Below are 18,681 nucleotides of genomic sequence, written 5' to 3' on the forward strand. Positions count from 1 at the left end.
TCGTGAGGCACAAACTGCTGCCCGTCATCGCCCTCGCACTTGCGGGCCTGACCGGATGTGGGGGACTGAACCCGGGGATCGCCGCACAGGTGGGCGGCGACCGGATCACCGAGCAGAAGGTCGCCACCTACACGCGTGACCTGTGCGAGGCGCGCACCCGTGATCTGAAGGCGCAGAACGAGGTGCACGCCAACTACCAGATCGCGCGCACGATCGTGCAGATGCTGGTGCTGCGCTCGGCCGCAGAGCAGTTCGCCGACGAGCAGGGCGCCAAGCCCGGGTTGGCGTACGCCCAGAAGTTGCGCGCGTTGCAGGGCACGGCCGCCAAACTGCCTGCCGGGCAGGGCGAGGCCATCGCGGTGATCGGCACCACGGTGGAATACGTCCAGGACGTGATGCGCTCGGCGGGCGAGAAGATCCTGGCTGCCGAGGGGGACGCGGCGCCGTCGGTCGATGACTCCCAGGCAGCCGGCAAGAGCGCCTTCGCGACCTGGGTGGCCAACAACCCTGCCAAGATCGACCCCAAGTACAACCTCGCGTTCGGTGACGCCACGATCATCGGCGTCGACAACACCACGTCGTACGCCTGGAGCGAGCAGGCGAAGGCCGGTCGCGGCACCGACCAGGCTGCGTACGCCGCCTATGTCGACTCCCTCGCAGACAACCAGGTCTGCGGCCGGTGAGCGACGTCGAGGATCCGCTGCGCGAGTTCCTCGACGTGATGCGCCGCTTGCGGCGCGAGTGTGACTGGAAAGCCGGGCAGACCCACCGGTCGCTGGTGCGCTATCTCCTGGAAGAGACGCACGAGACAGTCGAGGCGATCGAGTCCGGCGACGCCGACCACCTGCGTGAGGAACTCGGTGACCTGCTCTTGCAGGTCGTCTTCCACGCAGTGATCGCCGAGGAGGCCGGAGAGTTCACCCTCGACGACGTTGCTGGTGACATCACCTCGAAGATGCGGCGGCGCAACCCTCACGTGTTCGGCGACGTGGCGGTTTCGGGCGCCCAGGCGGTCAACGAACTGTGGGAGTCGGTCAAGGCCGCCGAGAAGTCCCGCACGACCGTGACCGAGGGTCTGCCTGCCTCGCTGCCGGCCCTGCTCTATGCGGACAAGGTGCTCGATCGTCGGTCCAGAGCAGGGCTGGCTGACCCGACTGTCTCCGACGATCTCGGCGACCGACTCCTCGCGCTGGTAGCCGAAGCGCACACAGCCGGCGTCGACCCCGAGCAATCGCTGCGTGAGGCCGTACGCCGGCTGGGTGACTAGGAATCAGCGAATCAGCGAATCAGCGCAACGTGCGCCTCACCGAAGCGGTGGACGCCGCATGCGTCGTGTCGCCGCGGTAGACGACCCGGAAGACCCGGACGCCCTTGCGCACCGTGACCCTCATCCGGGCGGCCCCGTCGCGCAGCGTACGTACGCCCACCCGCTTGCCGTTGACCTTGAACACGACCTTGCCGGTCGCGCTGCCGGGCTTGAGGCGCGCCTTGAGGCGTACGACCCGCTTCGCGCCCTTGCGCTTGAGCAACGCGACCCGCAGCCCGGACTTCGTCCGTGTGAGGGGAGCCGTCGTCGTGGTCGTCGTAGGTGACGTGGTCGGGGTGGGGCTGGTGGTCAGCGCCGGACCGAAGATCGAGGTCGCCGTGCCGAGTTTGAGGAACACCGTTTCGCCGGTGGCGTCCTTGAGGCCGTCGTTGTCGGTGACGGCATAGACATTGCCGTCGGCACCGATGGTCAGACCTTCGAAGCTTCTCCTGAGTCCAGCCCTTGGTGGCGCGCAGCGCGGGCAGGACGTCGACGGCCAGTTTCTTGGTGAGCCTGACCGGTGTGGTCGTCCCGCCCGTGGCCGGCACATCGACGGTGTAGACGCGCTTGATCCGCGCCGCGGGTCCGTTGAGCTTGTCGCGCTCGATCACGGCCAGTGTGTCGTCGTCGACGGCTGTGATCTCCGACAGGCCCATCCAGTCGCCGGGCGTCGAGGTGGACTCCAACTGATAGCCGAACCACGACCAGGTGTTCGTCGCGACGTCGTAGCGACCGATCCGGGCCACTCCGGTGCCGTCCACCTCGCCGGTGGCCGCGGTGGTGTCGGTGAACAACGGTCGCTGGAGTGCGACGTACACGAGTTCCTTCCCGCCCGCGTTGGTGGCCGTCACACCCTCGAAGCCCCACTTGCCGACCTTGGCGGCCACGTCGGCCGGCAGTGTGACGGTCTGCTGGATGGTGCCGGCGCTGTTGGTGCGGATCAACTGGTTGCCGGCGCCGTTGGCGCCCTCGCTGGCCAGCCAGAAACCACCCTGCGGACGGGCGAAGAGACCCTCGATGTCGAGGTTGGCGTTGCCGCCGGCAGCGGTCTTGACATTGAGCGCGCGTTCGATCACGGCTGGGCTGGCCTCGACGTTCACGCGATAGAGCCGACCGGGCTTGAACGCCGAGTCGCTGGCGGTCCACAGGTGACCGGGTCGACCCGGAGCCGCGCTCAGGGCACCGAGTGCACCCCAGCCGATCGGGGCGCCCTCTGTGTCGGTCTCCGACAGGATGCTCGGGAACGTCGCATCGCCGGCGCCGAAACGATAGAGGCTCACCGACGCGCGTACGGACACGCTCGCGTCGTCGGTCTCGGACGAGATCGCGATCAGATTGCGCGCGGGCACGGCGAGCAGGCCCTCGGGACCGTTGGTGGTGGGCAGGATCTGCTCGAACACCGGCTTGGTCGGGTCGGTCAGGTCATAGACCGCCACGAAGTTGCTGCGTTCGGAGCCGACGAACGCGCGGCGCTTGCCGCCGATCGTCGCGATCATCAAGCCCTCGGGTTCGCTGCCCTTCTTGGCGGCCCGGTCGTTGTTGAACAAGCCGTGCTGGAGCGCCAGGCGCTCGAAGGAGTTGCCCGCGTCCCACGCGACGGTGCCGGTGGTGGTGTCGAAGATCGTCCAGCCGCGGGTGCCGCCCTTCCAGTCACCTTCGTTCGCGGTCGCGACATAACGCTCGTCGATCCAGCCGATCGCGTCGGGCTCACGGGGCAGATCGAGGGAGCCGGTGGCGTTGAAGGTGGCGTCCTTGGTGACGTCGATGCCGTCGACCTGCGCGTTGCCCGCAGTGAAGACCCTCTCCACCGACTTGTCGGCCAGGTCGATCACGACGATGCCGTTGTTCTCCTGAAGGGTCAGCGCGAGTTTGTTCGCCGCGTTGATGGTGACGTACTCCGGTTCGGGATCGCTGGGGGCGGCCAACCCGGCAGCGGCCAACTGCGCCTCGGGGAGTTCGACCTTCGTACGCGTCCAGGCGTCCGGGGCACCGGCGAGTCCCAACACCTGGACGAAGCCGGCCGGATTCTGCGGGATGTCGCCGTCGTTCACCTCCTCGTCGCGCTGGTTCTCCATCGCGATCGCGGCGTACTGCTTGTCCGCGCTGATCGCGATCGAGTCGGGTTGGCCACCGAGGTCCATCGTGCGGACCAACGACCGGTCGCTGATCCGATAGACGTTGAGGTAGCCGCTCGGGTTGACGAAGTCGCCGCCCGAGGAGTCCACGACGACAACGAGGTAGTCGCCCACAACCGCTACGGACGTCGGCTGGTCGTCTGCGTGGCCGGTGGTCGCCAGGCTGATCGCGCCCTTGCCCACCGGGTTTGCGGAGTCGGTGATGTCGAGGATGCCGATCCGCTTGCCGAGCGCGTCGGTGTAGAAGAGCGTGTTGCCGTCCTGGCTCACCGCGGAGATCTCGGCCACGGTGGTGGACTTGGGGTCCACGCCGGCGGGCAGGTTCTGGAAGACCGGATAGGTCGCGGTGCGCTGGAACGCGCTGGTGGCGTCATCGGCGGCATCGGCAGAGTGGGTGGCCGCGACCAAGGTCGCGCCGACGAGGGCCAGGCCCACGAGGGAGGTCAGGTGTGTGTGCGTACGCATGGCCGAACCGTCGGCGGGTCAGGTGACGCCGGGGTGAACCCTGACTGAACACCGTGGAAGTACGGACAGAAGTGTCGGAGACGGGCGCCGCACGGAAGGGCCGCGACAGGCCGGAGGGCTTTGGTCTGTATTAACGCGGGCGCCGGCGCGCGACCAGCCGGCCGACCACTCCGACGCTCAGCACGGCGATGCCCGCGACCACCGATTCCCAGGGCAACGTGGCGACCAACACCAGGCAACCGACCAGGCCGAGCACCTGCAACGCGCGAGGCCACCGCCGCTGCGCGACGGGCTGACGCAGCGCCGAGAGGTTGGCGACCGCGTAGTAGAGCAGCACGCCGAACGACGAGAAGCCGATCGCGCCGCGCAGGTCGGCCACCAGCACCAGTGCCGCGACCAGCACGCCCACCAGCATCTGGGCGTGGTGCGGCACCTGGTGGCGTGGCTCCACGTGCGCCAGCCATCCGGGCAGGTCGTGGTGGCGGGCCATCGCCAGGGCCGTACGCCCGACTCCTGCCACCAGCGCCAGCAGCGCGCCCAGGGATGCGGCCGCAGCTCCGATGCGTACGACCGGCTCCGCCCACGCCGCACCCGCCGCGCGGGCGGCGTCGGCCAGCGGCATCGACGACGTCGCCAGGTCGTTCCCGAGGACGCCCAACAGGCACAGCCCGATCGCCAGATACAGGGTGACCGCGACGGCGAGTGCGGTGAGGATCGCGCGACCGAGCACCTCCGGGCGGCGTACCTCCTCCGCGAGAGTCGCGATTCGCGCGTACCCGGCGAAGGCGAAGAACAGCAGCCCTGCCGACTGCAGGACTCCGAGCGGGCCACCGTGGGCGGACGCAGACGCCGGTGCGTCGGCGCTGGGTGCGGTCACGACCAGGAAGAGCAGCAAGGTGGCCAGAGTGAGGATCAGCAGGGCCAGCGCGACCCGCGCGGTCTTGGAGACTCCACGCAGATTGGCGAAAGTCAGCAGACCGACGGCCGCAAGTGCCGCGAGACGTTGTGCCCACTGCTGGTCCGGGAAGGCGTACGCCCCGAAGGTCATCGCCATCGCGGCACACGATGCGGTCTTGCCCACCACGAAGCCCCAGCCCGCGACGAAACCCCACCACGGCCCCAGCACCTCACGCCCGAAGAGGTAGGTGCCTCCCGATGACGGATAGGCCGACGCCAACTGCGCCGACGCCACCGCGTTGCAGAAGGCGATCACGGCCGCGATGCCGAGTCCGATCATCAGCCCCGACCCGGCGGCGGCAGCCGCCGGCGCGAAGGCGGCGAAGACCCCGGCGCCGAGCATCGCGGACAGACCGACGACGACGGCGTCGCCGGTGCCGAGTCGGCGAGCAAGGGTGGGTTGGCTCATCGAGGAGCACGCTAGCCCCTGCGCCGGACCTCGACTCACCGGTCGCCCGAACGCATGGCTAGGCTGACGATGACCGTCAATTCCCACGTTCAGGAGCACATCCCATGGCCGCAATCGAAGCCGTCGGCGCCCGCGAGATCCTCGACTCGCGCGGCAACCCCACCGTCGAGGTCGAGGTGCTGCTCGACGACGGCACCTTCGCGCGCGCCGCGGTGCCCAGCGGCGCCTCCACCGGCCAGTTCGAGGCCGTGGAACTGCGCGACGGCGGGGACCGCTACCTGGGCAAGGGCGTCGAAGAGGCCGTCAAGAACGTCGTGGAGAAGCTCGGTCCCGCGATCGAGGGTCTCGAGGCCGATGACCAGCGCCTGATCGACCAGACCATGCTCGATCTCGACGGCACCGCCAACAAGGGTGGCGTCGGTGCGAACGCGATCCTCGGCGTCTCCCTCGCCGTGGCCCGGGCCGCTGCCGACAGCGCCGGCCTGAGTGTGTACCGCTATGTGGGTGGCCCCAACGCACACCTGCTGCCGGTGCCGATGATGAACATCCTCAACGGTGGCTCGCACGCCGACTCCAACGTCGACATCCAGGAGTTCATGATCGCGCCGATCGGCGCGGAGTCCTTCCGTGAGGCGCTGCGGGTCGGTGCGGAGATCTACCACCAGCTCAAGTCGGTGCTCCAGAAGCAGGGCCTGGCCACCGGTCTGGGTGACGAGGGTGGCTTCGCGCCCAACCTCGAGTCCAACCGTGCTGCGCTCGACCTGATCCTCGAGGCCATCAAGGCTGCGGGCTACGAGCCCGGCAAGGACGTGGCACTGGCACTCGACGTCGCCGCCAGCGAGTTCTGTGCGGACGGCTCCTACACCTTCGAGGGTCAGCAGAAGTCGTCGGCCGAGATGGTCGCCTACTACGCCGACCTGGTCGCCAGCTATCCGCTCGTCTCGATCGAGGACCCCCTCGACGAGGAGGACTGGGACGGTTGGAAGCAGATCACCGAGGAACTCGGCGGCAAGGTCCAACTCGTCGGCGACGACCTCTTCGTGACCAACGTCGAACGGCTGCAGCGCGGCATCGACGGCGGCCAGGCCAACGCCATGCTGGTCAAGGTCAACCAGATCGGTTCGCTCACCGAGACCCTCGACGCTGTGGAGTTGGCCCACCGCAACGGGTTCCGCAACATGATGAGCCACCGTTCGGGCGAGACCGAGGACACCACGATCGCCGACCTTGCCGTCGCGACCAACTGCGGCCAGATCAAGACCGGTGCGCCGGCTCGCTCCGAGCGCGTGGCGAAGTACAACCAGTTGCTGCGGATCGAGGACGAACTCGGTGACGCGGCTCGCTATGCAGGCTCCGGCGCGTTCCCGAGGTTCTCCGCCTGATTTCGCCTAGCGTGGTGCCGGTGAGTGAACGACGTCGCGGCACCACGCTGCCTCAGGGTGGGCGCAAGCCTGGCCGACCGGGTGCGCGCCCGGCAGCACGCCTGGGCTCCGCGCGGTCCGCGGCGAAAGCGGTGGCTTCCGCGCCCCGGCCGAAGTTCACCGGACGGGCCGCGATCTTGTCGCTGGTGCTGCTGGTGCTGGCCATGTCGTACGCCTCCTCGCTGCGCGCGTACGTCCAGCAGCGCAAGGAGATCGCCGAACTCAAGAGCACCATCGCCGAACGCACGACCGAGATCGCCAAACTCGAGCGCGAGAAGCGCCGCTGGCAGGATCCGGCCTTCGTGGAGAAGCAGGCCCGCTCCCGCTTCGGCTATCTGATGCCGGGCGAGGTGTCGTACGTCGTGACGGGCGCCGACGGCAAGCCGCTGGAGGCAGGCGCCGAGTTGGCCGACCCCGACAGCGTCGTCAAGCCACCTGTGCCGACGGCGTGGTGGGACTCGGCCTGGGAGTCGGTGAAATTGGCCGGCAACCCGCCCAAGCCCGGATCGAGGGTTCCGGCCACCGACATCGACGGCACGCAGTAGCCGCATGGGTGACATCGACCCACGCGACGAGGCCGCGATCCATGCACAATTTGGGTCGCCCACCTCGTGGCATCCACGAGGTCGGGCATCGCTGCCCGTGCGCGCTGCCCGATGTGGTGAGTACCGAGCCCCGGCTGCCCAACGGCACGCCGTTCCCGACGACGTTCTATCTGACCTGTCCGCGCGCCGCCTCCCGGATCGGCACGTTGGAGGGCTCGGGCCTGATGAAACAGATGCAGGAGCGCCTGGCCGAGGACCCCGAACTCGCGGCCCACTACCGCCGCGCCCACGAGAGCTATCTGGCCGCTCGTGCCGAGATCGGCCGCCGAGCCGGGCTCGACGTGCCTGAGATCGAAGGCATCAGCGCCGGCGGCATGCCCGATCGGGTCAAGTGCCTGCACGTGCTGGCGGGGCAGTCCCTGGCGCAGGGACGAGGCGTCAATCCGTTGGGCGACGAGGTGCTGGACCTGCTGGGCGAGTGGTGGGCCGAGGGTCCGTGCGTCGATACTGACTCCTTGTGAAGCCTCAGCCCTGCCACCCGATGAAGCCCATCGCCGCGATCGACTGCGGGACCAACTCGATCAAGTTGCTGATCGGCACGATGCCGCAGGTCTATTGGCTCGACTCGCGCATGGTGCGCCTGGGTCAAGGAGTGGACACCACCGGTGAACTGTCAGACGAGGCGCTGATGCGTACGTTCGGGGCACTCCTGGAGTTCAAGCAGGCTCTCGACCACTTCCAGGTCACTCCGGACCGGATCCGCTTCTGTGCCACGTCGGCGACTCGTGATGCGAGCAATGCCTCGGCCTTCACCGAGCGCGTCGAGCGACTCCTCGGGGTGACCCCCGAGGTGTTGTCCGGCGCGGAGGAGGCGGCGCTGGTCTATGCCGGAGCCACCCGCGACCTCGGCGAGGTCCCCGAGCCCATCCTGGCCGTCGACATCGGCGGTGGGTCGACCGAGTTGGTCCTCGGTGAAGGAGGCGCCCCGGTGCAGTCGGTCTCGCTCGACGTCGGCTCCGTCCGTCTCTTCGAGCGTCATCTGCACGACGACCCGCCCGACACCGAACAGATCGTCGCCTGCATCGCCGACGCGGATAACGCCCTGGATGGTTCGGGCGTCGACCTGGCCCGCGCGCGGACCGTGATCGGCACGTCGGGCACCATCAGGACGATCGCCGCGGGGGTGCTGGGCCACGAGACGTACGACGCTGGCCTCCTGCGGGGCGCTAACCCCTCGGTGAGCGACACCCACGACTACATCGAGGCACTGCTGGCGATGACGATCGAACAACGCCGCGCCCTGGGCTACATGCACCCGGGCCGTGCCGATGTGGTCGCGGCGGGCGCCCTGATCTGGTCGCGGATCCTGCGCCGGACCCAGGTGGAACGATTCCAACTCGCGGATGCCGACATCCTCTCCGGGATCGCGTGGTCGATGGTGTCGTGAACCCCCTCCCGCACCCGGTCACCGGCGAGCTCTTCGAGTCTCCGGTGCCCGCTGGGTGAGGGCTGGCCCGACGATCCGGCGTCGGCTGACACCCCCATCGCGCGCACCGCTGCGGGCGTACGCGCGCTCGCGAGCACCGACGACCTCGCCGAACTCGACGCGCGGGTCTCGGTCTGCCGCGCTTGTCCCAGGCTCGTGGCGTGGCGAGAGCAGTGGGCGGCGACCAAGCGCGCCAGCTTCGCCGACCAGCCCTATTGGGGCCGCCCGATCGCCGGGTGGGGCGATCCGCAGCCGCGCGTGCTTCTGGTGGGCCTGGCTCCGGCGGCCAACGGTGGCAACCGTACGGGCCGGATCTTCACCGGTGACCCCAGCGCCGACTGGATCTTCGCGGCGCTGCACCGTTGCGGACTCGCGGCGATCCTCACGTCGACGCATGCAGGCGACGGACAACGGCTTCTCGGCGCGCGGATGATCGCCACGGTGCGTTGCGCGCCACCGGCCAACAAGCCGACCCCGACCGAGCGGGACACCTGCGCGCCCTGGCTGCTGCGCGAGATCGAGCTGGTGTCCGCGTCCGTACGCTCGGTGGTGGCGCTGGGGGCCTTCGGCTGGACGGGGGCGCTGCGGGCGTACGAATCGCTGGGCTATCGCACCGGTGTGGCGAAACCGAAGTTCGCCCACGGCGCCGAGGTGGTGCTCAGTCGCGACGGCTACCCGGATGTCACATTGCTGGGCTGCTATCACCCCAGCCCGCACAACACCTTCACCGGCAGGCTGACCGCCGAGATGACCGACGCGGTGCTCACCCGAGCCCAGCAACTAGATTGAGCCCTTGACTCCCACGTCGCCCCGGTAGCCCAATCGGCAGAGGCAGGCGCCTTAAAAGCGCTTCAGTCTGGGTTCGAGTCCCAGCCGGGGCACGCAGGCGGGAACACGAGGGCCGCGCAAGACGTTGGACGTTGCGAGACGCCCGATAAACTGCGGCGTCACGGATCTAGATGTCGCCTGAACGGGCGACGATCCCGGCCTCCGAGGAGAGACCACGATGCGAAGCAACAACCCGGTATTCAACCGGTCAGCCGAGTTCAACGGCCAGACCAATGCGTACGGGAACCAGACCTACGCCGGCAACGGCAACCCCTACGAGGGTTATGGCCAGCCCGCCGACTGGCAGACCGGCACGCCGACCCCACAAGACGCCGGGCGGATGACGATCGACTCGGTCGTCCAGAAGACCGCGATGTCGCTGATCTTGGTCTTCGTGACCGCAGCCGCGACCTGGTGGTACGTCGGTGACGTCGCGGTCAGCCAAGAGGCGCTCAGCCGGGCCACCCTGCTGTCGATGCTCGGAGCCGGCCTGGCGTTCGTGCTCTCGATCGTCAACTCGTTCAAGCGCGTCATCAGCCCCGCACTCGTGCTGGCCTTCGCGGCGGCTCGAGGGTGTCGCCCTCGGCGCGATCAGCAAGTTCTTCGATGCCAGCTTCGGCGACGGGATCGTCAGCCAGGCGGTGCTCGGCACCTTCGCCGCCTTCGCGGGCACCCTGGCGGCGTACAAGTTCTTCGACATCAAGGTCGGCAACAAGTTCCGCACCTTCGTCATCGCCGGCATGTTCGGCGTCGTCGGCCTGGGCATCCTGAGCCTGGTGCTGAGCTTCTTCGGCATCGACACCGGCCTCTTCGGGTTCGGCACCCTCGGCCTGGTCATGGCGATCGTCGGCCTCACCTTGGGTGTCTTCATGCTGATCCTCGACTTCGACTTCGTCGAGAACGGCGTCGCCGCCGGTCTCCCCGAGCACGAGTCGTGGCGAGCGGCCTTCGGCCTGACCGTCAGCCTGGTCTGGATCTACACCAACCTGCTGCGCATCCTCGCCATCCTGCGCGGTGACTGACCTCGCGTGAGAGGATTCCAGTGGCCCGTCTCTTCCTGCTGTGGGAGACGGGCCACCGGCATTTCAGTCCCCGGTGGACTCGTCGGACTCGGGCGCCTCGGCCTCGCTGGGCGGCCCGAGCACACGGTGGCGCAACTCGACCCAGCGCCCGCGAAGGCCGCGCTGGCTGCCGGCGATCTCGGTGCCGTCCAACTCGGTTCCTGGCGTCTTCACCGCCTTTACGGCGGCAGTCGCCACCGGAAGGACCCCTTCGCCCCGACCGCGCGGCGGCGCCGCCTCGGTCTCCGGTCCCAGCTCCAAGGCGGCGACCACCGAAGGCACCACGACCGAGGCCATCGCCCGATAGCCCTCCGCGGAGGGGTGGAAACGGTCAGGTCCGAAAAGGACCTCGGGCGTGGCCAGGAACTCCGCGCCGAGGATGGAGCCGAGCGAGACCGTACGCCCGCCCTCCTCGACGACGGCGATGGTCTGGGCGGCGGCCAAGCGTCGTGACCAGGAGCGGGCGATCTGCTTCAGTGGCGGGCCGATCGGCTTGATCGTGCCAAGGTCGGGACAGGTCCCGACCACCACCTCGACGCCCGCCTCGACGAGCCGGCGTACGGCCTCCGCCAGCGAGCGCACCGAGGCCGAGGGCAACACCTGGTGGGTCACGTCGTTGGCGCCGATGAAGATGACCACCACGTCGGGGTGGGTCGTCAGTGCGCGATCCACCTGCCCGGCGAGGTCGGCCGAACGAGCACCGACCTTGGCGAACGAGCGCAGGTGCACCCGCCGGTCGGCTTGCAGGGCGACGCCGGAGGCGAGCACCGCGCCGGTCGTCTCCTCCACCGAATCCACGCCATAGCCGGCCGCGCTGGAGTCGCCGAGCAACGCCAGCCGGATCCCCGGACCGGGGCGCCCCCGGCCGTACCACCCCGTCGGGTCCGGCGGGGTGTCCTTCGCCTCGCCGATCAGATAACGCGCGAACTTCGCCTCGGCGGTCAGCACTCCGTAGAGACCGGCGCCGAGCAGTGACAGGCCGCCCCCGCCGTACGCCGCGGCCGAGGCCAGCTTGCGTGCCGCGGTCACCTTGCTCATGACGGCAACCATACGGACGAAGGGGTTGCCCCCGCGGGCGGTCGTCGCGTTTCACCACGCGTTCGCTCCAACGCCTAGATTGAGGGCGTGGACTACGCGAACTCGTTGCTGGACCTCATCGGAAACACGCCTCTGCTGCGGCTGCGCAGGTCACTGGACGACCTGGAGTCACCGCTGGTGCTGGCGAAGGTCGAATACCTCAACCCGGGCGGGTCGGTGAAGGACCGGATCGCGACACGCATGATCGACGCGGCCGAGGCCTCGGGCGAACTGCAGCCAGGAGGGACCATCGTCGAGCCCACTTCGGGCAACACCGGGGTGGGACTGGCGATGGTGGCGCAACAACGCGGCTATAAGTGCGTCTTCGTGTGCCCCGACAAGGTCAGCGAGGACAAACGCAACGTGCTCAAAGCGTACGGCGCCGAGGTCGTGGTGTGCCCGACGGCGGTCGCGCCCGAGCACCCCGATTCCTACTACAACGTCTCGGACCGCCTGGCCTCGCAGCCGGGTGCCTGGAAGCCCAACCAGTACGCCAACCCGCACAACCCGCGCTCGCACTACGAGACCACCGGCCCCGAGATCTGGCGCCAGACCGAAGGCAAGATCACTCACTTCGTGGCTGGCGTCGGCACCGGCGGCACGATTACCGGGATCGGACGTTTTCTGAAGGAGCAGAATCCCGACGTCCAGGTGATCGGCGCCGATCCGGCCGGCTCGGTCTATTCCGGCGGCACCGGGCGCCCGTACCTCGTGGAGGGCGTCGGCGAGGACTTCTGGCCCGAGACGTACGACCGTGACGTCGCCGATCGGATCATCGAGGTCTCCGACGCGGACTCGTTCGCCTTCACCCGCCGACTCGCACGCGAGGAGGCGCTGCTGGTCGGCGGTTCGTCCGGGATGGCCGCGTACGCCGCCGCACAACTGGCGCGCGAGCTCGCCGAGGAAGGCCGCGACGACGCCGTGATCGTGGTGCTGCTGCCCGACTCCGGTCGCGGCTACCTCACCAAGGTCTTCAACGACGACTGGCTCTCGCGGTTCGGCTTCGAGACCGGCACGGATGCGGCCGAGCGTACGGTCGGAGAGGTGCTGCGGGCCAAGACCGGCCCGATCCCGGACCTGGTCCACACCCATCCGGGCGAGACGCTGGCCGACGCGGTCGCGATCTTGCAGGAATACGGCGTCTCGCAGATGCCGGTCGTACGCGCGGAGCCGCCGATCGTCGCCGCGGAGGTTGCCGGTGCGGTCTCCGAGCGGGCGCTGTTGGATGCCATCTTCGCCGGGCATGCGAAGTTGACCGACCGCGTCGAGGACCACATGTCCGAGGCGCTGCCCTCCATTGGTTCCAACGAGGCCGTCTCGGCTGCCGTGGCGCTGCTGGAGAGCGCCGACGCGGCGCTGGTGCACGAGGACGGCAAACCGGTCGGCGTCTTGACCCGCCAAGACCTGTTGGCCCACATGGCGGGAGCGTGAGGAGGTTCCTCGGCCTCGCGCTGGTGAGCCTGTCGTTGGCGGCCTGCTCGGGAGGCGGTCAGGGCGAAGGCCACGACGCGCCGATGGAGATCGAGGTCGGCAAGGTCTTCGAGTGGAACGGCTTCAAAGCAGCCGAAGGATGGCACCTCACGAGTACGAAGGTCTCGCGGGGCGGCCAGGACGTGCAGCAGCCGGACGTCGTGGATCTCAAGGTGACCAACACCGGGGAGACCACCAGGTTCGCCCTGTTCCGGCTCGAGTTCGGACTCGGCAGCGAACTCGTGGCCGCGATCAACTGCACGTCCGAGTCCGAGATCGCGCCCGCGGGCTCGTCCACGATGGTCTGCCCTGGGCTCGGTGCGGTGTATCCCACCGACTACGACTCGGTCCTGGTCGGCAAGATCCAGCGCTGACCGATGGCGGATCTGTCACTCCAGATCGTCCTGCTGCTGGCGCTGGCCGCCCTGGCGGCGGGATTCGTCGACGCGGTTGTCGGCGGCGGAGGGCTGATCCAACTCCCGGCGCTGTTGCTCGGCCTCCCTGGCGCGAGTCCCGTGCAGATCCTGGCCACGAACAAACTGGCCTCGATCTGTGGCACCACCGTCGCGGGGGCCACGTACTTTCGCAGGCTCAGGCCCGATCCCAAGACCTTCGTCCCGCTGATGGTGTGCGCCTTCGCCGGGTCGGCGGGCGGCGCCGCCGTGGCGTCGCTGATCCCACGCTCGGCGTTCGACCCGATCGTGCTGGTGGCCCTGGTGCTCGTGGGCGCGTACGTCTTCCTCAAACCCTCCCTCGGAGAGGAGACGGCGCTGCGGTACGCGGGGCGGCGACACACCTGGGGAGCGATGCTGATCGGGGCGCTGGTCGGCTTCTATGACGGGGCCCTCGGCCCGGGGACCGGATCGTTCTTCGTCTTCGGACTCGTCGGCCTGCTGGGCTACTCGTTCCTGGAAGCCTCGGCCAAGGCGCGCCTGGCCAATTGGGCGACCAACCTCGCTGCTTTGGTGGTGTTCATCCCGCAGGGCGCGGTGATGTGGCAACTCGGCCTGGTGATGGGCGCCGCCAACCTGGCCGGGGGGTACCTCGGGGCGCGGGTCGCGTTGGGCGCGGGCGCGAAGTTCGTACGTGCGTTCTTCTTGCTGATCGTGTCTGCGTTTGTGGTCCGCATCGGTGGTGACGTGCTCGGGGTGTGGTGAGCGATAGCCTCACGCCCATGCCGAGCGTCGGACCCGTGGACCGCTTCCAGCGGGAGCACACGAGCGTCGGCTTTCCGCTCGCCGTCATCTACAAATACTTCGACGACCAGGGCAACTACCTGGCCGCCACGATGACCTACTACGCGTTCATCGCGATCTTCCCGCTGATGCTGCTCGGCACGTCGATCCTGGGCTTCGTCCTTGCCGGTCGCCCCGAGTGGCAGGAGGTGATCCTCGACTCCGCGCTGTCGCAGTTCCCGATCATCGGCGACGAGATCGGACGACCGCAGGGCCTGCAGGGTTCGGTCGGCGGCATCGTGTTCGGTTCGCTGGCCGCCCTCTACGGGTCGATGGGGCTGGGGCAGAGCCTGCAGAACACGGCCTGGCTGGTCTGGTCGGTGCCGCGCAACAGTCGCCCCAATCCGGTGCAGTCGCGGCTCAAGACGCTGGTCTTGCTGTTGACCGCCGGGACGTCGCTGCTCGTGGTGTCGGTGTTCTCCACTGTGGTGGCGCGCACCGACTGGCTGACGCGTTGGCTGGGCGGTGGGCTGAAGTTCTTCCTGCCGATCGCGATCACGTTGATCGTGGGCACGATGCTCACCCTGTTGTTCCGATTCGCGGCAGCCGGCCGCCCGCCGTTCCTCCAGACGATGCCCGGCGGGTTCGCGCTCGCGATCATGTGGCAGTTGTTGCAGTACGTCGGGGCGCTCTATGTCGAGCACGTGCTCGTCGGTGCCGCTTCGATGAACCGTACGTTCGGCCTGGTCCTCGGGCTCGTGGGCTTCTTGTGGCTCGGTGCGGTGATGGCGGTGCTCGCGATGGAGATCAACGTCGTGCTCACCAAACAGTTGTGGCCGCGCGCGCTGCTCACGCCCTTCACCGATCGCGTCGAGCTCACCGAGGCCGACATGCGCGCCTACCAGGGCTATGCCCAGATGCAGCGGCATAAGGGGTTCCAGGAGGTGTCCGTGCGCTTCGAGAAGTTCGTGGAGGCCGCCGAGAGGGAGCGATCCGGCGGCGACTCGTGAAGTCGTACGTGTCCCTCGCGGCGCCCGCGAGTGCCGAGATCGAGGTCAAGCGCTCTCGATTCCTCGCGGTCGTCGCTCCGGTGTCGTCGGAAGAGGCGGCTCGCGCGGTGATCGACGGCGCGCGTCGCGAGCACTGGGACGCGCGGCATCACTGCTCGGCCTTCGTCCTCGGGCCCACCTCGTCGATCGCGCGCTCGTCGGATGACGGCGAGCCGTCGGGGACCGCGGGGGCGCCCATGCTGGAGGTGCTGCGTGGTGCCGGTCTCACCGACACGGTGGCGGTGGTGACCCGGTGGTTCGGGGGCACCTTGCTGGGTGCGGGTGGTTTGGTGCGGGCGTACGGCGACGCGGTGCGCGCGGCGCTGGACGTGTCGACGTTGAAGCGTTTCGAGTTGGTCTTCGAGGTCGCGCTGCGCGTCTCGCACGCCGACGCCGGCCGATTGGAGAGTGACCTGCGAGGTCGCGGGGTGCGCGTGCTGGACGTGGCGTACGACTCGGCGGTGACGTTGCTGGTCGGGGTGCCGGAGGTGGACCAGTTGGCGGGCCTGGTGGCCGAACTCACCGCGGGCACGGTGACCCCGGTGTCGACGGGGCAGCGCTGGCTAGGCTCCTCACTATGAGCGCGGCGCTGGAGCGGCTGGCCGAGTTGGCACAACGTGAGTCGGAGGCATCCGGGCTGCGGCGGCAGTTGAACGTGGCTGAGCAGAATCGCGCCGAGGCCGAGCGCCGACTCGATGCGGCGATCGCCGCGCACGCGAAGGAGTCGTTCGACGTCGAACGGCTGCGGTCGTTGTCGATGACGCGGATCCTGTCGGCGTTGAAGGGCAATCGCGACCTGGACCTCAACCGGGAGGAGGCCGAGGCGGCAGCCGCTGCCTATCAGGCGCAGGAGGCCGAGGCCAGACTCGAAGCCGCGCGCCGCGAAGTGGAAGATCTGGACCGACGGATCGCGACACTGGGTGACTTCTCCGCGCAACGAGCAGAGATCCTGCAAGAACGAGAACGTGAACTCTCCGCCTCCGCATCTCCGGCCGCCGCTGAGTTGACCGCATTGGCCGAGCAGGTGGGGCTCACCCGAGCCGAACTGGCACAGATCCAGGAGGCCGACGTGGCTTGCCGCTCGGCGTACTCCGCACTCAATGCTGCCGCCGAACATCTCGGATCAGCGCAGAGTTGGGCGACGTACGACACCTTCTTCAGCGGCGGTGTGTTCTCCGACATGATGAAGTACGACCGCCTCGACAAGGCGGGCGACCTGATGCGTCGGGCCGATCAAGCACTGACTGCGCTCGCGTCCGAGTTGGCCGACGTGGGGATCGGGTCAGTGGGTCAGATCGAGATCACCCAGATGAACCGGACCTTCGACGTCTGGTTCGACAACATCTTCAGCGACTATGCGGTGCGTGAGCGGATCAAGGAGGCAGCCGCGCGCGTGCAGCAGTTGCAAGCCGGCCTCTCCACCACCGGAGACGAACTCGCTCGCCGCAAGGCTGCCGCGCAGCGCGCCCTGGCGGACGCTGAGGTCCAGCGCGAACGCCTCCTCACGTCAAGTTGAGTTCCCCCTCGCCAGGCGTTGAGTCCCGTGTCCCTGGGCCTTGAGTTGCGCCTCCCTGGGCCTTGAGTTGCGCCTCAAACTGGCCGACAGTCGTTATCGCAGTCGGTCTGGTCACCGGCACTCACCGGGGCTGCCGGCCCGTCGGCATGTGACGCCGGGCGGTGCAACACCGCGCTCTCGGGCGTGAAGTCGATGCCGTCACCGTCTGCCTCCGCAGTCCCATCGATCAGCAAGGCATACCCGCGTGGTGCCGGAGGTGGAAACAGCAGCGTCGCGCTCGGATTGGAGGCGAGATTGGCGGCGGAACCGCGGCTGGCTGGCAGTCGTACGACGCCACCGTCCAGGTTCGCGTCGACGGTGACCACCTTCGTACGCCCGTCGCCGACGGTAAGCAGATAGCCGACACCGAAGTCCTGCAGCACAGCTTCCAACGACTCGATCTTCACCGGGATGCTCATAGTTCGACCGTACGCCCAGGCAAGCCCAACTCAACGCCCAGGCGGGCCCAACTCAACGCCCAGGCGGGCCCAACTCAACCGACGAGATAGACCAGACCGGGGCCTTCGTCGCGATATGGAACCCCGACAGAGTCGAGGGCGGGCTTCCACGAACCGCGTACGTCTTCGCGTGAGCCCTCGAAGCCGTGGTCGGCGGTGAGCAGGAACGTGACCTGGTCGGTGATGCCGAGTGCGTCGAGGTGTTCGAGAAAACTCACCAGGCGAGCATCGCTCTGCCGGAACGCGTCCAGCGCCATCTCCGAACGAGGACCGGCGCCGTGGTGGCCGCAGTCGGTGACCACGTTGGCCCACCAGGTCAGCTTCGGCGCGGACTCCGGCGTGGCGAAGAGATCGAGCATCTGCTGCAGCCCGAGATCGTCGACGCGTACACCCCAACGGAAATAGTCGTCCTCCAAGAAGGCAGGGTTGCGGAGGTAGGGCGAGGTGTGCGGGTCAGGCAGCGCGTCATCCAAAGCGTCGGCTCCCGACTCGCCTGAGCCGCGGATCAACGCCATCGTGGAGTAGTCCGAGCCGCGGTCGATCGCCTCGTCGACGCTGGCCGTACGCAGTCCGCCCTCGGGCAGCGTGTCGGCGACCATCTCGAAGATCGTCCGAGCACCGTCGTGCAGCCACTCGCCGCTGCGGTGCCAGGTCGACTGGTCGTTGGGAACCACGCGCTCGCCGCTGATCCGGTCGAAGTAGACGTTGCCCATCACGCCGTGGCGACCCGGCCCCACGCCGGTCAGGATCGCGGTGTGGTTGGTCAGCGTGATGCTCGGGAACTCCGAGATCCCGCCGCCGCGCAGGGCCAGCCCGTTGGCGATCAGGCGCGCGACCCCGGGCGCCTCACCGCGCTCGGCCATCGCCAGCAACTCGCCACAATGCGCGCCGTCCCACAGCATCCCGATGACGTAGCGCGGCTTCTCACCCGTCAGGTGCTCGGTCACAACCCGGCCATCGAGCGCCGCTCCATCCTTGTCGACCAAGTCGCCATCGGGCACACCCGCGAGCGATGCGAGCGTCGGGCCGACATCGACGAGGCGGGCGTACGCGTCGACAAACCCGCTCTGTTTCACCCCGACACCGGAAAGGATGAACGGCGCGCGCGACTGGATCAGGTCGAGCGAGCCGTGCTCGCCTACGTGCCCGTGCTCCTCGGGGAAGTAGTGCCGCGGGGTGTGCACGATCGCGAAGTCGGGGGACCGTTCCGGATCGGCGAAGAAGCTTCTTGAGTCGCACCGACGCGAGGGGATAGGCGTTCTCGGTCGAGACCACCGGGGAGGG

The 18,681-nt window shown here is 68.4% G+C and carries 18 protein-coding genes, 1 tRNA gene and 2 pseudogenes; 16 read left to right on the plus strand and 5 right to left on the minus strand.

What is annotated here, in order from left to right:
• Nucleotides 1-2 precede the first annotated feature (2 nt).
• Nucleotides 3-683: a hypothetical protein gene (locus V9G04_14500; GenBank protein ID MEI2714464.1), complete on the plus strand. Its 681-nt coding sequence runs from the start codon at nucleotides 3-5 to the stop codon at nucleotides 681-683.
• Nucleotides 680-1,267 (plus strand): MazG family protein, encoded by a 588-nt coding sequence (locus V9G04_14505; GenBank protein MEI2714465.1) that lies wholly within the window; start codon nucleotides 680-682, stop codon nucleotides 1,265-1,267. The genes V9G04_14500 and V9G04_14505 overlap by 4 nt, the downstream gene beginning before the upstream one ends.
• An 11-nt stretch (nucleotides 1,268-1,278) precedes the next feature.
• Here V9G04_14505 and V9G04_14510 read toward each other — a convergent pair whose 3' ends face one another.
• Nucleotides 1,279-3,906: an esterase-like activity of phytase family protein gene (locus tag V9G04_14510; protein MEI2714466.1), complete on the minus strand. Its 2,628-nt coding sequence runs from the start codon at nucleotides 3,904-3,906 to the stop codon at nucleotides 1,279-1,281.
• A gap of 130 nt (nucleotides 3,907-4,036) precedes the next feature.
• Nucleotides 4,037-5,272: an APC family permease gene (locus tag V9G04_14515; protein ID MEI2714467.1), complete on the minus strand. Its 1,236-nt coding sequence runs from the start codon at nucleotides 5,270-5,272 to the stop codon at nucleotides 4,037-4,039.
• A gap of 104 nt (nucleotides 5,273-5,376) precedes the next feature.
• Here V9G04_14515 and eno point away from each other — a divergent pair, with 104 nt between their 5' ends.
• The 8 genes and pseudogenes from eno (at nucleotide 5,377) to V9G04_14555 (ending at nucleotide 10,574) form a co-directional block, all read left to right on the plus strand.
• Nucleotides 5,377-6,654, plus strand: a complete 1,278-nt coding sequence (eno, locus tag V9G04_14520; protein MEI2714468.1) for a phosphopyruvate hydratase — start codon at nucleotides 5,377-5,379, stop codon at nucleotides 6,652-6,654.
• A gap of 20 nt (nucleotides 6,655-6,674) precedes the next feature.
• Nucleotides 6,675-7,238 carry a septum formation initiator family protein gene (locus V9G04_14525; GenBank protein MEI2714469.1) on the plus strand — a complete coding sequence of 188 codons (564 nt, stop codon included), beginning with the start codon at nucleotides 6,675-6,677 and terminating at the stop codon, nucleotides 7,236-7,238.
• A 41-nt stretch (nucleotides 7,239-7,279) separates the two neighbouring features.
• On the plus strand, nucleotides 7,280-7,759 hold the full coding sequence (locus tag V9G04_14530; protein MEI2714470.1) for a DUF501 domain-containing protein: 480 nt from the start codon (nucleotides 7,280-7,282) through the stop codon (nucleotides 7,757-7,759).
• Nucleotides 7,760-7,779: 20 nt separating this feature from the next.
• Nucleotides 7,780-8,685 (plus strand): exopolyphosphatase, encoded by a 906-nt coding sequence (locus V9G04_14535; GenBank protein MEI2714471.1) that lies wholly within the window; start codon nucleotides 7,780-7,782, stop codon nucleotides 8,683-8,685.
• Nucleotides 8,682-9,513: pseudogene (locus tag V9G04_14540) on the plus strand (uracil-DNA glycosylase). Before V9G04_14535 ends, V9G04_14540 begins: the two are co-directional and overlap by 4 nt.
• Before the next feature lie 18 nt (nucleotides 9,514-9,531).
• Nucleotides 9,532-9,605: transfer RNA gene (locus V9G04_14545), tRNA-Leu, on the plus strand.
• Nucleotides 9,606-9,730: 125 nt separating this feature from the next.
• A pseudogene (locus tag V9G04_14550) lies at nucleotides 9,731-10,057 on the plus strand (Bax inhibitor-1/YccA family protein).
• Nucleotides 9,978-10,574, plus strand: coding sequence for a Bax inhibitor-1/YccA family protein (locus V9G04_14555; protein ID MEI2714472.1), 597 nt, complete (start codon nucleotides 9,978-9,980; stop codon nucleotides 10,572-10,574). The pseudogene V9G04_14550 and the gene V9G04_14555 overlap by 80 nt, the downstream one beginning before the upstream one ends.
• Nucleotides 10,575-10,637: 63 nt before the next feature.
• Here V9G04_14555 and V9G04_14560 read toward each other — a convergent pair whose 3' ends face one another.
• Nucleotides 10,638-11,651, minus strand: a complete 1,014-nt coding sequence (locus V9G04_14560) for an SGNH/GDSL hydrolase family protein (GenBank protein MEI2714473.1) — start codon at nucleotides 11,649-11,651, stop codon at nucleotides 10,638-10,640.
• Between the two features lie 87 nt (nucleotides 11,652-11,738).
• Between V9G04_14560 and V9G04_14565 the strand changes: the two genes are divergently transcribed.
• From V9G04_14565 to V9G04_14590, 6 genes are read left to right on the plus strand one after another with little or no spacing between them, the layout of a single operon-like run.
• Nucleotides 11,739-13,121, plus strand: coding sequence for a cystathionine beta-synthase (locus tag V9G04_14565; protein ID MEI2714474.1), 1,383 nt, complete (start codon nucleotides 11,739-11,741; stop codon nucleotides 13,119-13,121).
• On the plus strand, nucleotides 13,118-13,534 hold the full coding sequence (locus V9G04_14570) for a hypothetical protein (protein MEI2714475.1): 417 nt from the start codon (nucleotides 13,118-13,120) through the stop codon (nucleotides 13,532-13,534). Before V9G04_14565 ends, V9G04_14570 begins: the two co-directional genes overlap by 4 nt.
• Before the next feature lie 3 nt (nucleotides 13,535-13,537).
• Nucleotides 13,538-14,317: a TSUP family transporter gene (locus V9G04_14575; GenBank protein ID MEI2714476.1), complete on the plus strand. Its 780-nt coding sequence runs from the start codon at nucleotides 13,538-13,540 to the stop codon at nucleotides 14,315-14,317.
• A 17-nt stretch (nucleotides 14,318-14,334) separates the two neighbouring features.
• Complete coding sequence (locus V9G04_14580; GenBank protein ID MEI2714477.1) at nucleotides 14,335-15,345, plus strand: YihY/virulence factor BrkB family protein; 1,011 nt, start codon at nucleotides 14,335-14,337, stop codon at nucleotides 15,343-15,345.
• Nucleotides 15,342-15,965, plus strand: a complete 624-nt coding sequence (locus V9G04_14585; protein MEI2714478.1) for a YigZ family protein — start codon at nucleotides 15,342-15,344, stop codon at nucleotides 15,963-15,965. Before V9G04_14580 ends, V9G04_14585 begins: the two co-directional genes overlap by 4 nt.
• Nucleotides 15,962-16,900 (plus strand): hypothetical protein, encoded by a 939-nt coding sequence (locus V9G04_14590; protein MEI2714479.1) that lies wholly within the window; start codon nucleotides 15,962-15,964, stop codon nucleotides 16,898-16,900. The genes V9G04_14585 and V9G04_14590 overlap by 4 nt, the downstream gene beginning before the upstream one ends.
• A 74-nt stretch (nucleotides 16,901-16,974) precedes the next feature.
• Here V9G04_14590 and V9G04_14595 read toward each other — a convergent pair whose 3' ends face one another.
• Together V9G04_14595 and V9G04_14600 are read right to left on the minus strand one after the other, a co-directional pair.
• Nucleotides 16,975-17,358, minus strand: coding sequence for a pyridoxamine 5'-phosphate oxidase family protein (locus V9G04_14595; protein ID MEI2714480.1), 384 nt, complete (start codon nucleotides 17,356-17,358; stop codon nucleotides 16,975-16,977).
• A 74-nt stretch (nucleotides 17,359-17,432) separates the two neighbouring features.
• Complete coding sequence (locus V9G04_14600) at nucleotides 17,433-18,581, minus strand: alkaline phosphatase family protein (protein ID MEI2714481.1); 1,149 nt, start codon at nucleotides 18,579-18,581, stop codon at nucleotides 17,433-17,435.
• Between the last annotated feature and the right edge of the window lie 100 nt (nucleotides 18,582-18,681).

Source organism: Nocardioides sp., from assembly GCA_037045645.1.
Lineage (GTDB): Bacteria > Actinomycetota > Actinomycetes > Propionibacteriales > Nocardioidaceae > Nocardioides.

Coding starts and splice junctions, on each gene's coding strand:
- V9G04_14515 (MEI2714467.1), bottom strand. CDS start 5,272: ATGAGCCAACCCACCCTTGCTCGCCGACTCGGCACCGGCGACGCCGTC.
- V9G04_14595 (MEI2714480.1), bottom strand. CDS start 17,358: ATGAGCATCCCGGTGAAGATCGAGTCGTTGGAAGCTGTGCTGCAGGAC.
- eno (MEI2714468.1), top strand. CDS start 5,377: ATGGCCGCAATCGAAGCCGTCGGCGCCCGCGAGATCCTCGACTCGCGC.
- V9G04_14575 (MEI2714476.1), top strand. CDS start 13,538: ATGGCGGATCTGTCACTCCAGATCGTCCTGCTGCTGGCGCTGGCCGCC.
- V9G04_14535 (MEI2714471.1), top strand. CDS start 7,780: ATGAAGCCCATCGCCGCGATCGACTGCGGGACCAACTCGATCAAGTTG.
- V9G04_14590 (MEI2714479.1), top strand. CDS start 15,962: ATGAGCGCGGCGCTGGAGCGGCTGGCCGAGTTGGCACAACGTGAGTCG.
- V9G04_14510 (MEI2714466.1), bottom strand. CDS start 3,906: ATGCGTACGCACACACACCTGACCTCCCTCGTGGGCCTGGCCCTCGTC.
- V9G04_14580 (MEI2714477.1), top strand. CDS start 14,335: ATGCCGAGCGTCGGACCCGTGGACCGCTTCCAGCGGGAGCACACGAGC.
- V9G04_14530 (MEI2714470.1), top strand. CDS start 7,280: ATGCACAATTTGGGTCGCCCACCTCGTGGCATCCACGAGGTCGGGCAT.
- V9G04_14560 (MEI2714473.1), bottom strand. CDS start 11,651: ATGAGCAAGGTGACCGCGGCACGCAAGCTGGCCTCGGCCGCGGCGTAC.